16 protein-coding genes are annotated in these 12,475 nt (G+C 40.2%); 5 read left to right on the plus strand and 11 right to left on the minus strand.

Annotated features, from left to right (window positions below; genetic code table 11):
- The first annotated feature begins 10 nt into the window (after nucleotides 1-10).
- Both AB4135_RS10820 and AB4135_RS10825 read left to right on the plus strand, forming a co-directional pair.
- A complete protein-coding gene (locus AB4135_RS10820) occupies nucleotides 11-1,006 on the plus strand; it encodes a hypothetical protein (protein WP_371992764.1) in 996 nt (331 codons plus the stop codon).
- 34 nt (nucleotides 1,007-1,040) lie between these two features.
- On the plus strand, nucleotides 1,041-2,177 hold the full coding sequence (locus tag AB4135_RS10825) for a hypothetical protein (RefSeq protein WP_371992766.1): 1,137 nt from the start codon (nucleotides 1,041-1,043) through the stop codon (nucleotides 2,175-2,177).
- 295 nt (nucleotides 2,178-2,472) lie between these two features.
- Here AB4135_RS10825 and AB4135_RS10830 read toward each other — a convergent pair whose 3' ends face one another.
- The 11 genes from AB4135_RS10830 to AB4135_RS10880 form a co-directional block, all read right to left on the minus strand.
- Complete coding sequence (locus AB4135_RS10830) at nucleotides 2,473-3,039, minus strand: inovirus-type Gp2 protein (protein ID WP_371992768.1); 567 nt, start codon at nucleotides 3,037-3,039, stop codon at nucleotides 2,473-2,475.
- A gap of 162 nt (nucleotides 3,040-3,201) precedes the next feature.
- On the minus strand, nucleotides 3,202-3,465 hold the full coding sequence (locus AB4135_RS10835) for a helix-turn-helix transcriptional regulator (protein WP_371992770.1): 264 nt from the start codon (nucleotides 3,463-3,465) through the stop codon (nucleotides 3,202-3,204).
- A 78-nt stretch (nucleotides 3,466-3,543) separates the two neighbouring features.
- The gene (locus AB4135_RS10840; protein WP_220740484.1) at nucleotides 3,544-3,735 is read right to left on the minus strand and encodes an AlpA family transcriptional regulator; all 192 of its coding nucleotides are present in this window, start codon (nucleotides 3,733-3,735) and stop codon (nucleotides 3,544-3,546) included.
- A gap of 228 nt (nucleotides 3,736-3,963) precedes the next feature.
- Nucleotides 3,964-4,797, minus strand: a complete 834-nt coding sequence (locus AB4135_RS10845) for a hypothetical protein (protein ID WP_371992772.1) — start codon at nucleotides 4,795-4,797, stop codon at nucleotides 3,964-3,966.
- Nucleotides 4,798-4,849: 52 nt separating this feature from the next.
- Nucleotides 4,850-6,052: an integrase domain-containing protein gene (locus tag AB4135_RS10850; RefSeq protein ID WP_371992774.1), complete on the minus strand. Its 1,203-nt coding sequence runs from the start codon at nucleotides 6,050-6,052 to the stop codon at nucleotides 4,850-4,852.
- Nucleotides 6,053-6,409: 357 nt separating this feature from the next.
- Nucleotides 6,410-7,021, minus strand: coding sequence for a hypothetical protein (locus tag AB4135_RS10855; protein WP_371992776.1), 612 nt, complete (start codon nucleotides 7,019-7,021; stop codon nucleotides 6,410-6,412).
- A 136-nt stretch (nucleotides 7,022-7,157) separates the two neighbouring features.
- Nucleotides 7,158-8,141, minus strand: coding sequence for a hypothetical protein (locus AB4135_RS10860; protein WP_371992778.1), 984 nt, complete (start codon nucleotides 8,139-8,141; stop codon nucleotides 7,158-7,160).
- Nucleotides 8,128-9,162: a tyrosine-type recombinase/integrase gene (locus AB4135_RS10865; protein WP_371992780.1), complete on the minus strand. Its 1,035-nt coding sequence runs from the start codon at nucleotides 9,160-9,162 to the stop codon at nucleotides 8,128-8,130. The genes AB4135_RS10860 and AB4135_RS10865 overlap by 14 nt, the downstream gene beginning before the upstream one ends.
- Before the next feature lie 20 nt (nucleotides 9,163-9,182).
- Nucleotides 9,183-9,791, minus strand: a complete 609-nt coding sequence (locus tag AB4135_RS10870; protein WP_371992782.1) for a hypothetical protein — start codon at nucleotides 9,789-9,791, stop codon at nucleotides 9,183-9,185.
- A gap of 33 nt (nucleotides 9,792-9,824) precedes the next feature.
- Nucleotides 9,825-10,448 (minus strand): hypothetical protein, encoded by a 624-nt coding sequence (locus AB4135_RS10875; protein WP_371992784.1) that lies wholly within the window; start codon nucleotides 10,446-10,448, stop codon nucleotides 9,825-9,827.
- A gap of 28 nt (nucleotides 10,449-10,476) precedes the next feature.
- Nucleotides 10,477-11,151, minus strand: a complete 675-nt coding sequence (locus AB4135_RS10880; protein WP_371992786.1) for a helix-turn-helix domain-containing protein — start codon at nucleotides 11,149-11,151, stop codon at nucleotides 10,477-10,479.
- Nucleotides 11,152-11,244: 93 nt separating this feature from the next.
- Here AB4135_RS10880 and AB4135_RS10885 point away from each other — a divergent pair, with 93 nt between their 5' ends.
- The 3 genes from AB4135_RS10885 to AB4135_RS10895 all read left to right on the plus strand — a co-directional run bounded on the left by AB4135_RS10885 (nucleotide 11,245) and on the right by AB4135_RS10895 (nucleotide 12,473).
- Nucleotides 11,245-11,451: a DNA-binding protein gene (locus AB4135_RS10885; RefSeq protein WP_102038998.1), complete on the plus strand. Its 207-nt coding sequence runs from the start codon at nucleotides 11,245-11,247 to the stop codon at nucleotides 11,449-11,451.
- A 67-nt stretch (nucleotides 11,452-11,518) separates the two neighbouring features.
- Nucleotides 11,519-12,061, plus strand: a complete 543-nt coding sequence (locus AB4135_RS10890) for a phage regulatory CII family protein (protein WP_371992788.1) — start codon at nucleotides 11,519-11,521, stop codon at nucleotides 12,059-12,061.
- 16 nt (nucleotides 12,062-12,077) lie between these two features.
- A complete protein-coding gene (locus AB4135_RS10895; protein ID WP_371992790.1) occupies nucleotides 12,078-12,473 on the plus strand; it encodes a hypothetical protein in 396 nt (131 codons plus the stop codon).
- Nucleotides 12,474-12,475 lie beyond the last annotated feature (2 nt).

Consider the following 12,475-nt stretch of genomic DNA (forward strand, 5'->3'; position numbering starts at 1 on the left):
GGCGGTTAAGTTGAGCTTATATAGTATTTCGAATCAATGCATAAGAGCCCTCAAAAAGACAACGTTTGCTGAAGCTGGCCTGCATGAACGCCGGGATCTGCAGGTAGCATTGAAGCAAAATATTGAAGCCATAGCACCTGATTGTCTTGTCATCTCCGAAGAGTTTTCTGATTGGGAAGACAGCCGGCGACGCATAGACCTTTTAGCTATCGATAAGAATGCAAACTTAGTCGTTATTGAACTTAAGCGAGATGAAACTGGGGATCACATGGAGCTACAAGCGCTCCGCTATGCAGCAATGATATCAAACATGACATTCGATAAAGCTTGTGATTATTTTGATAGATATATTCAAGCGGAAGGGCTTGAATTGGATGCTAGAGAATCAATCCTTGATTTTGTAGATTTAGATGAAGCAAGTATTGATGATTTTGGTAACGATGTTCGGATTGTTTTAGCCTCTGCCGACTTTGGTAAGGAACTGACAACCTCAGTGCTTTGGTTACGTGATAAGCAGCTTGATATAACTTGTGTCCGTTTAACACCTTATCAATATAACGATGATATCTTGATTAATGCAGAGCAGATTATTCCAGTTCCTGAAGCAGAAGAGTATCAGATTAAGTTTCGGCAGAAGCGAGCAGAGCAACGAAGTGAGTCTGCTAGCGGGCGTGATTATTCGCGCTTTAAATATAAAGAACGGACTTACAACAAGAGAAATTTAGCATTAGCGCTTATGGCCGATTGGATTGAAGATCAGCAGCCAAATTCTTTAACTGATTTGCTGAAAGTATTTGATAAAGATATACGTCGACGAATAGCTATACTTATATCGGATGTTACAGAAAGCAAAATGAAGCGATATCATTCAAATGATGAAGACCTCGTTGAACTTGATTCTGGTGAAGTTATTGCCATATCAAACCAATGGAGTATAGGTAGTGTAACTCGTTTAATTGAGCTAGTTAGCCAATATGGTTTTGAAGTGACGAAAGTTGAATCATAGTGAAATACAGTAATCTGAAAAAGGACAATTGTCCATGGTTGGATTAGGTGATATTGAAGCATTCTACTCTCTTAAAGATAGATTCAATAAATGGCGCAACCCTGAGCCAGTAGTAACAAACACCGCCCAGCGTTTCATTCGTTTGTTTGAAGCGCATGGCGTCGCTCGAGCGCAAATACCTCGCTTCTTTGGCCATAACCTTACTCTCCATCAAGTAGAAGACTACACAGAGCTTTTAAAGGCCTTGAGTACTGAGGTTGTAGACGCGGCAGCAACACTCTTTGGCATCCGTATTGACTGGCTTGAAGGTGGTTCAGAAGAGCTATATGAGCTTAAGCATTTCTATAAGCAGCCTAAGCTGTTTGGTGATTGGTTAGATGCTGTTTTACATGCAGGTGGAAATAAAATAGATGGCTGGTTGTTAACCACAGAGTCAATGCCTGATGAGTATGATGCATTAATATTGATGAGAGAGCAGGTTGGCGAGCTAGGTGAGTTTCCAATTTACCGATATCACTTTTGCGAATTATGGATTTATGGATATTGGAAGTGTCGAGCTGATATTGCAGCGTGTGTCGCGCAAGCCTGGAAACGTAATTGCTACATTGCTGGCAGGTTTGTCGGTTCGTTTTGTTTTAAGCACTTAGTCGATCTTAATCGTGTCCCGAATAATGAAGCCGAACGTACATTAATTTCCAATAGCCGATTCCATGCAGAAGATCTTACTACAAACCCTGCATTGTATTCACAAGGTCTAATGGATAAACAATTTGGCATCGATAGTGCTCTTGAACGTTGGTTGGAATACTCGCAGCAAGGGCTGATGGATTCGGGGTTTGGTGATAAAAGTGAATTGTTCAAGGATTTCTTTCACGATAAAAACACCTCAAAGGCATTCAAGTATGTAGGACTTTTTTCCAGAGAGTCATCAATCGGGGGGCTGTGTATGCAGCTAAAAACAGATGAAACTGCTGGACATGTTTTGCTAACGGTGAAAAGCGGCAATAAAGAAACAAGCTATACCGATAAGGTGGTTAGTTATAAACAAAATGAATCCAGCGTTATTATTTATATGGAACACCACTCCATTGAACTAAATTTTGCTGAATGGGCATCATATAAAGAGCTACTTTATGATGCTAATCCGGACCTTCCACGTTACATAAATTGATTGTCTTGCAATTTGCTACTTTTTGGATTGCTTTCATAGCATTTAGGCATTTTTGCGTATCGATTTTGTCTTTTAATTATGAGATGACTATGGCGCATAAAAGTGATCGATTTCCGTGACGAATTTTTGATGATTATTTTTTAATTTTTGCTGTTTATTTTTCTATAACTCAATGGCTTAGTTATCGGTTTTTTGATTTTTTGGATCAAAAGCCGAACCGTTCCACAAATATTGGTTTAATTATTTTTGAGTATAAAGCACTCAATTTTTTGCAGGAAAGTCTAAAGTTTGAGTTCTAATTTATCCTGTTGTAACCATAACGCTTAATTCCTGAAGGCGTAAATTCTTTAGTGCTGTTCTTGGCAAGGTAACTGGTCCGGTAGATGGCGAGTAACAGGCTATTTGTGTCGTTTTGGTTAATGACATAGTTACAGTTATCTGGAAAGTAATAGCTTATGTCTGCTGATAGATAGCATGCACGTTCAATATGTGGTTTTAGCCCAAAAGAGTTCTTGGCTTTCCTGCCATCAAGGATAAAGAAGCAGTGGTAATGAATATTGTTTTCCGGTGCGGTTTGTTCTCGGACCCAGAAGTAACCAACGATAGATTTGTAATGAGACTCTAGTGACCTGACTAGCTGCCTCATGAACTTGCTGATAAGTGTATTTTTACCGCTCGATTGGTAGAGGTTAATATCAACACGCACCAGCAATAATCTAGAGTATAAACTTTGCATATTTTTGATCTGACTGATGAGGTTATTCATAATCTGCTTATTGACACCTCCTGCTAATTTCTGGATAGGGAGAATTTGGTCTTGATACACATAGGGTTGATTATTGTCAGGTCTTGGTAGGGGCATAATAATAAAACCCGCCGTATTTCGGCCAAAAACATTGCCCAATGGCACTACACCAAAGGGCTATGCTGAGATTCATACAGAATTTATGTGGTAAAAAGAGCACCTGGGAATGCATAAAGGCTTATTAGGTCTTCTATGTACCGCTAAGGGCCAGGACTAGTGTTAGTGGAGTTGATTTACTCTTAGTATTGTCTTGCTTTTAATGGTTAACCACTCTATGTAATCGCTATATTTCCAGCCTTTGCTTCGTCCATTTTCTCGGATAGGTTCAGGGAACTCACCATTTTTTACCCATCGGTCAAGCGTCGTTCGGTGAATATTAAGCAGCTTAGCCATTTTTATGGGGCTGATGAGTTTGCTATAACCTATTTGATTGACGTTTTCTTGCTCTAAATGTTTAGGTAACCAAGCATTACTATTATTCATAATTTTCCCACCATTGAATGGTGCTTATTTAGTGAAGCTTGCCCCTACATTCAGGGGCAAACAGAGTTAAGTTAAGGGTTAATGGATAGTTGGGTTACGCTTTGCTGCTTTCTCTGTTAGCCAGTCATCAACCTCCTGCTCTACCCAGCCAACACATCTTGGACCTAGTGGAAACTGCTTAGGGAATTGATCACTTGCTATCAACTCATATACGGTAGAACGGGAAAGGCCTGTTTTTGCGGTTAGTTCTTTTAGTCTGATGATCTTCATCGGATCTCCTCATTAATTTACAGTTTGTATCGAATCGAACAACTGCATCATCACAAAGGAAGTGCTGAAAAGGGGGCAAGATAAAGAGGTGAGCACGCAAGATAAGTTTTTATGATTTAGTTATTTGATATTTATAGCGATATATTTATATTTTTTATGCGCAAGATAATCTCACTAAGTTTATCTTGCGCACTTTGAATGGCTAGCTTATTCAAATAATGAAAGGGATTACTTTTTGAGCTTTGCTAGTAAGTTTTGTAATGTTCTTTTTGATATGGGCATTACTTTCCCTTCTTTAGCTAAACTTCCTTCTAAGATATCGTATTTTTTGCTGATGGTTTTTACACCCGTTAAGTCTTTGTCTCGGTCTAATAGCATTTCAATTAGCTTGATAGATCCGAGGTCTTCTCGTTGTTTTCTGGGCTTTTTGACTTCGGAGTGAAAGGGGGGCTCGTCGCAGTTGAGAATAGGTAGCGGGTTTCCAGATTTAAGACTCTGAGCAATTTTTTGTAAGTCTTCTTTAGCAATACTGAGCTTGTTAATATTAGCCGTGTATGGCTTGTCTAATTCAACACCACACATCATTGAGAAATCAGTGAACAGTTCATCAATTTTTACCGTTTCATTATTCATAAACTCTAGTGCATAGCATGGTGGGATAACCCAGCGCCCCAACGCTTCGTAACCGTTATGGTTTCTGCTTTCGGTGGGGGCTAGTGATATGGCAGAGAGGATTGGATGTAAACATAATTGTTCATGCTGTACCTTCTCTAGCTCTAATTCTAATGCTCTTTTAAGCTCTGCCTGATCTTGCTTTAACGTTTTTAATTGCTCGCTAATCCTATTCTCGGTGATCGAATAATGGCGCATGTAATCATTAATTTCTTCACCATCGCCAGTGATACCTAAGCCAATATCTAAACTGACATAGAGCTTGATAGCATGGTCGTGAGCCCAATTCAGGAAGTCTTCTTTATCAAGGCCAAATGCTTTCGCAGCTCGGGCAATGGAGCATTTATCAGGCACGTGGTTAAAGTATTTTATCAACGGACTTTTAGTCATTTGTAATCCTAGCTAGTGAGGCTATAAAAATATTATTGAGGCAGACTCCTAGCTACCGTGCTTGCCCTGACTGGCAAATACGGTTGCTCCACCAGCACATAATTTCTCTTCTGCGTTCGATATATTCTGCTCGGTTGTAAGCGGCACGAACGGTGTTCTTATCTACATGGGCAAGTGATACTTCAATAAGCTCAGCATCAAAGCCTTGTTCATTTAATGTGGTGCTAGCTAACGCACGCATACCATGCGCCACTATGCGGCCTTGGAAGCCCATACGCTTAATAGCCATGTTGGCTGTTTCGGTGTTGGTGTGGTTATGTTTGTTTCTATCTGCGGGGAATATGTATTCCAAGTCACCACTGATCTTTTGCATGCGCTTTAGTAGCAATATGACCTGTGGTGTGAGTGGGATGATGTGTTCACGCTTCATCTTCATGCGCTCAGCTGGAATCGTCCACAACTGCTTATCAAAATCAATTTCAATCCATTTCGCTTTCGCGGCTTCCGCAGGGCGGGTCATAGTATGCAGCTGCAGTTCAATTAAGCATCGTGTGGTTATCTTGATGTTGGAGTAGGTTAGTGCTTCTATAAACTCTGGTAGCTCTTCTGGCTTGAGGGTAGGCATTTGTCGCTTCTCTGGAACGCCAAAGGCGGCAGCGATACCAATTAGTGGGTTTGAGTGTATTAAGCCTGTGTTTACCGCAAAGGTCATCACTTCGTTTAGCCAGCTGATCACCCGCTTACAGGTTTCTACATTGCCTTTAGCTTCTGCAGGCTTGAGAACTTGGATGACTTGTGGGGCAGTTAAGGCACTGATTGGTGTTTCACCCAGGGCTGGGAACAAGTACAGTTCAAGGCGACGATACAGTTTTTGGCCGTGATTTTCAGAAACCTTCTGCTTTTTAATTTCAAACCAAGCATCAGTTACCGACTTGAGGGTGTTTTCAGCATCTGTTTTTACAGCATCTTTCTGTTGCTGCTGGTGGTGTTGTGGATCGATTCCTTGAGATAGAAGGGTTCTGGCTTCATCACACTTTCTTCTAGCATTGGCCAATGAAACATCGGGGAAGGAGCCTAAGCTAAAATTTGTTCGTTTGTCTGTACTAGGTCTTTTAAAGTTAATTAGCCAAATCTTTGAACCGTTGGGTTTTATCCTTAGTCTCAATCCTCGGCCATCGCAGAGGTTGTACTCTTTCTCTTTAGCTTTTGCATTAGATACCTGAGTTGCTGTAAGAGGAGTCGTTGTTTTAGCCATAATAGGAACACCAGTAATCTGTAATGTGGCCTGATGTTACTATTAGTGTTCCCATTACCTCAAGGCTTTGTCGTGAGTCTTCGGTTCTTAACGTACGCTAAGTCATTGATTTTATAAATCGCAGGCAGAAAAAAAGACACCCTAGGGTGTCTTCGTTCCTATATTTGGTGGAGGCGGCGGGGCTCGAACCCGCGTCCAAAAAGCCTACATCCTATCCATGGCGCATGTTAATCAACGACTTACAATCTTTTCAGAAGCTTACGCGTTTGTGGCTATAGTTCACTATCGGTAGCTGTTGGCCTCTGTGGGCACTTTGTGGACACTTTAATAGTAGAAGGAGAACGTGACAAAAATTCACTATTCAAATTTATCAAAGTTAATCCAACTCTTTAATTTCAATTCTTTTAGTAAATGGTGATATTTGTCATTGTACCGTGCAACTTCAATTTCGTTGCCCAAGGTTTTTATTGAGTGTAGATATCGTTCTATTAAAACTATTTTAGATGAAATTGATGATACGGCTCTGTAATTATCATCAGGCCTTTGCAGTCCGGTCTTATTTCCAAGTAATGTCTCCCGCTTCTCCTCTATTAATTTTGTCGACATTGGATCATAACGAAGTAGAAGTGAGGTCAAATCATGTTTGATTCTTTCGTACTGGCCAGGATTGGTAGTGTAACCAAGGCAATGTGTCGCAAGACTCGCAATCTCGCTATCCAATTGATCTAATTTCAGCACTACTCGTTCGAGTTCTGCATTTCGTCTGTACATACTATTTTGTTGTATCAAGCCCCAGAATGCGAGAAAAGCACCAATAGGCCCTAGTGTGCCACCAATGTAGGTGCCGAAATGTGCCCACTGATTAGAATCATTAGATAGGCCTCCATTAAAAGTCATCAAATAGGGTACTAATAAGATAAGAAAAAAGCCAATAATGACCGCTACTATAACGTTTCTAGTTATCTTCATTTTGTGACAACTCCAAGTCGGTTAATGGTTATTACGTCGGTGGGGGACGTGGGCGTAACGCATTGTATCTGTGACATCGTAGAGGGGGAGTATTTATTTACCAAAGCTTTTCCTCCACTGGCGAGAATAAGATGTTTTACAGATTGATTATTTCAGGAATTAAAAATGGTAATAGCTCATACAATATTGTTAACGCTGATAAAATTAGTGCGGTAGTTGACAAATATCTTGGTATTTTATAGTTAATAAATTCATTTTTATTCCTATCTAAAGATGACTGCATAATTGTATCTATTAGCTTTGTTGTCACATTTTTAGTTTCTTCATAGTTACTATTAAGGCTTAGAATACTAGCTTCAGTTTCCCTATAAAAATTTGTTAAATTTGAAGTAATAGTAAGCTCTTTAAGAAGCTCACTACTTTGCACTTTCTCATGCGAACTATAAACCTCTATGATTCTAGTGATCCTGTTAGCCAATTCACCCAATTGTTCTGCATTATTTTCAGAGAGTAGTGAACATGGGCTTTCTTTAGATACTTTTCCACAATTGGATTGGATACCTGATAGCCTACGGTATTCGTTATTCATCTTAGTTATATAAGGCTGAATATCAGCGTTTAGTGCCTCAATTATGTTGTCAATTTCAACTCTTGTTTTAGCTAAACTATTAAATTTTTCAGAATTTTCACTTAATTTTTTGAATAGTTCTTTTTCAGTAGTTTTGAATTGTTCGTTTAAAGTACTAATTGGCAAGTCGATAGTTTTTCTCCAGTATGCTCTATCATCATTTTTTGAAGGCTTGACTACTTCATTAAATGCTTTAATCGACTCCTGGTAATTGTGTTTAAACATTACTAGCTCATATATAAGTGCAACGCTAGTGAAGAAAATTAAATGGTAAATTTTTATTCCAGGGTTAGAAATGTCACTTTGGGTACCAAACCTCATACCTAAAAAAGATCCAATGTAATCAATGTCTGCAAAAGTTGGTAGGTATACTAATACCAAGCTAAGTGCTGATAGGAATATTAAATTTCTTTTGTGTTTTATCGTCGCATCAGTAAGAAGAACAGTGTCTCTTTTAAAGCAAATGAAATCAATTTGGTTAGGTGTGGACATTGAGTAATCCTGCTATTGGGTTTTTGGTGATAGCGTCATCCAGGTGATCGGGGGCGAAGTGGGCGTAACGCATTGTGTCTTTGATATCTGAATGGCCGAGTATCTGCCTTAGTACCAGGATATTACCGCCGTTCATCATAAAGTGGCTGGCAAATGTGTGGCGTAAGATGTGAGTCATTTGCCTGTCTGGAAATTCTAGGCCAGTTCGTTTAATAGCTTGTTCGAATGATTTCCGGCATGGCCTGAATAATGGTCCACGAACGCGGGGCAGTATGTCGGCCAACTCTTGGGCAATGGGGACGGTGCGGTTTTTCTTACCTTTGGTTTTAACAAAGGTAATGCGGTTGTGGGCAATTTGGCTACCGCGTAAGCTTTCTGCCTCTGACCAGCGGCAACCAGTGGCCAAGCATATAAGCACAATAGTTTTAAGGTGCTCATATTTGGCATTGGCACATTCGCGCAGTACAACGGGAATCTCTTCTTTATAAAGAAATGCTAATTCGATGTCTTCAATTTTAAACAGCTCAATACCATCTAAGGGGTTGGGTAATGACCATTCCCCCAGTTTTTTAAGCGTATTGAATACCGTGTTTAAGTAGGCGTGCTCGTGGTTAATGGTGTTTGGTTTTACTTTGGTCTTATTACCTTGCGCGTCGGCGACTTCACCATCTAAACGCATTTGACGGTAATTGGCAAAATCGTTAACTGTGATCTTGTGTGCGACAGGGTCACCCAACGCACCGCAAATCATTTTGAGTTTAGTCATTCGCTGAGCGGGTTGGGTCAGTTGTCGCCCATGCAAATCATGCCAGCGTTCGATTAACTCAGATAAGCGGCGGTTATCCACCTTTTCCCCCAGCCAAGGTTTAGCGTCGACTTTCTTTAAAACAAAAACTTCATAAGCAGCAGCTTCACCTTTGGTGGCGAAGGTTTTTCTAATGCGCTTGCTTTCTCTGCCGTCGACACGTATGTCGAGTTTCCAAGGTTTGTTGCTGCCATCTTTTAAGTTACGAATAGACATGGTTTATCTACCTTTGGTACCTAAGTTATTACTTTGTAGAGAATGCCTGCAGTTAAAGCTGCTGATAGTGATACAGTAACTATTATTCTTCCTGCTGAAATAATGACACGATTCAGAAACTCTCCTTTTTTAACTCTTTTCCACTCATAGGAAATGATTTTATTCGAATCGGACAGTAACACTTCAACTAAATCCTCTAGATCCAACTTAGTGGCTGTTCCATTTTTGTACTTACTACGCCATTTAGATATTTGGGATATAGTTGCCATTATCTCAGTGTGCTCATCCCAATTTAAGCGAAGCTTTATTCTTGCCTCGGATGAATTAAAAGCCAATATATTAGGGTTCAAGTTCGCGCTTCCACTTTCAAACAGCACTTTCTCTTTTGGCTCTTTATCATCGCAAGTCATATTGTTAGATATACTGACATAATCAAAACAAAGAGATATGTACTCAGCAATATCAACTCTAAAAGCATCAATCCAAGCTAGCCTAAATTCGGAAACTTTCTGTTCTTTGGCGATAGTAGTAACGGTTAAGGAAACTACTCCAAGAATAAACGCCGCTATAATTGCTGCTGCACTGCTAAACCAAACTGTCATTTGAACTGACGATTCAGGCTCCATCATTTAGATCTCCATTGAAAGGAATTAGACTTTCTATTACCAAAACCTCTTAATCTCAACATCCTCAGCGATAAAGGTTGCTTGCTCACCTTTTTGTGTTGTCAATTTTGCATTGAAACCAACTTTCATTGGCATACCCTCAGCGGCCTCAATTATCTGAACTTTTGCATAAGTATCGTGATTGCTCGAAAGTACATAATATTTATCAGTCCAGCTACAACTGAAATCAAAGTCTGGTTGGTTACGTTTCACGTTGCTTAGTTCGCCGACTCCAGCAATCAAGTAATCAAGAGTAAACACAATAGTACAATTGTTTTCTTTAGAATCATCAGTTAAAGAAAGTGTATGTGCTTCTTTTTTATTGAGGGTAGTAGTTATCGATGTTACAAACGTGTTCAGTACTTTCAAGTCTGGTGATGATGCAGTAGCTACTTCACGGGGTATAGCCTCAGCTATTGATTGCGTGCTAACTATTGTTTGGTTTTTACTACTAGGCACGAAAATTAACATGATAAATAACCCAAGGAATGTAAAACCAAGGGTCATAAAAAGAGGCTTAACTAACTTTCTCGCCTTTGATTGGGCTGGAGTATCGACATGGTTAGCTTTCAATTGTGCTAATTTTTTTTCCATGTCACTAATATGATTTTTGTTACTCATCATTAAATCCTTTTAATTGAGAACTCGTTTAAACGCTTTTTAGCTCTGAAACCACTTTACCGTGGATCTTGGTTACTTCTGGGGTGATGGGATATTTTTCATCACCATCTAACAGATAGGTATTGCCATCGGGCAAGAGCTTTAGCTCTCCGAGTTGATATCTATTATTTGTGGAGAATAGATATTTACCTGAAACACCCTCATTTTCTTCTGAGTTGATAAATAGCAAATTATCAGAGTCTTTGATTACTAGGTCGTGATCGTTACCTTTAATCTTGAAGTGACCAATGACGTTATCTGTCGCTTCAAATTTTTCGTAAGGTTCAAGGCTACCATTTTTTATCGTGAAAACTTTTAAAACACTTCGATGATAAGTGAGGCTTGATTCGCGTATTTTATAATTAGAGCTCTCTGTTGCCTCGTTATTCCCACCGCGCTCACCTTTGCCAAAACACAGGTATTCCATAGACCAACCGGTTAACAGATGGATCCTAATCAACAACTCATAGGGTGTTGTCTGGCGAGTCGTCCAAGTTGATAAGGTGGCAGGGGTTACACCTATAAGTTCACTCAATTCGACACGATTTCTAACTTCAAATAGGTGGATTAACCTTTCGATTAGGTGTCTTCCACCATCACAATTTAACGGTTTGTTAAGTTCTTTAAACGTTTTGTCGTTTTTATATTTGACGAATCCACTCATTTGGGTGTAATCTCACTCGTAAGTTAAATGCAGTGTCTGTCAGCCTCGACAACTTATAGACACAAACGCTATTAAGTAAAAGGATAACACCAAATGAGCAACTTCACATATCAAATTGACGCACCTTTCATTTCATTTGAAGAGTATGCCCGCCGAGCAGGCATTCAACCGAGTGCCGTACGTGCGCAGGTAAGAGAAGGGCGCCTTCCGATTAGGCCGAAACTAAAACCGCAAGAACGACCTTTCATCAACATGTTAGCGCTAGCCAAGGAAGCGGCTGAGTTAGCTGAAGCGTACTAATTAACCGTCTATTCAAATTGTCACGTTTCTCTTCAATTGAATATTAGCAAAAATGGAATTTGCGAACATGTATACAGACAACAGCAGTAAACAGGGTCACGAACAGGTCAGTCATTTAAACGGCGCTTTACGACAGTTCGCGCAGGATGAGAATTTAAAAGAGGTCGCACAGGCCGCTAATTTTTACCGCTCCCAAATGTTACGCAATAAGCTGTGTCTCGAACAACCGCATCAGCTCTCTGTTCACGAACTCGTTAACATCAGTAAAGCCAGTAATAACCGATGTATCGTTGATGGCATTCTGCTTGAACTCAATTGTGCCCCGTCGGTCAATTTGGGCGGCTTAGCGAATGCAGACCAAACCCCATTGACTGATCGCGCTCTTGATATATCTGCAAACACCGCCCAGCTGGGCGCACTCGCACTCGATGTTAAAACCACTAAACGTGTCACTGAACGTATGCGGCACGAAACAGTAAAACGTGCCACTTACGTAATGGCAGAACTTGCCATTTTTGTACACGACGTTGAGCAGAAGTTTCAAGCGATACCTGTGCTAACCGTCGCCAGTGATGCATTTCAAACTATGCCCATACCTGGCCTGATGTAACGTAAAAGGAGATTCTATGAAAGCTTTACAGCAGATTGAGCGCGAACAAACGCCGAGATTAGAAACTGACTTACCAACAAATAAGCCTGCCGCCAACGATGTGGTGCGCGTTCAACACGGTGTTGACGCTTTGCGTGACTTATTGGACCGCAGCTGTGTGGCAAGTCGATATAGTAAATTGTCTGACCAACAAAAAGCCATGATCCTCTACGGCGCAAAACTTAAACCCAGTACTCATATTAATATACCGCTCGACAAAATGACTGCTTGTGAACGTGAGCAAATACGTCTTTCTATTATTGCTTTATGCGAAATCAATAACACATTTGGTAGGGCTATGTTGAGTCGAGACCGTTTCAATATGCGCCCAAAGCTGACCAATAGATCGAGAACTAATCAACTTGAACATTAAAT

Source organism: Shewanella sp. 10N.286.54.B9 (assembly GCF_041468565.1).
GTDB lineage: Bacteria > Pseudomonadota > Gammaproteobacteria > Enterobacterales > Shewanellaceae > Shewanella.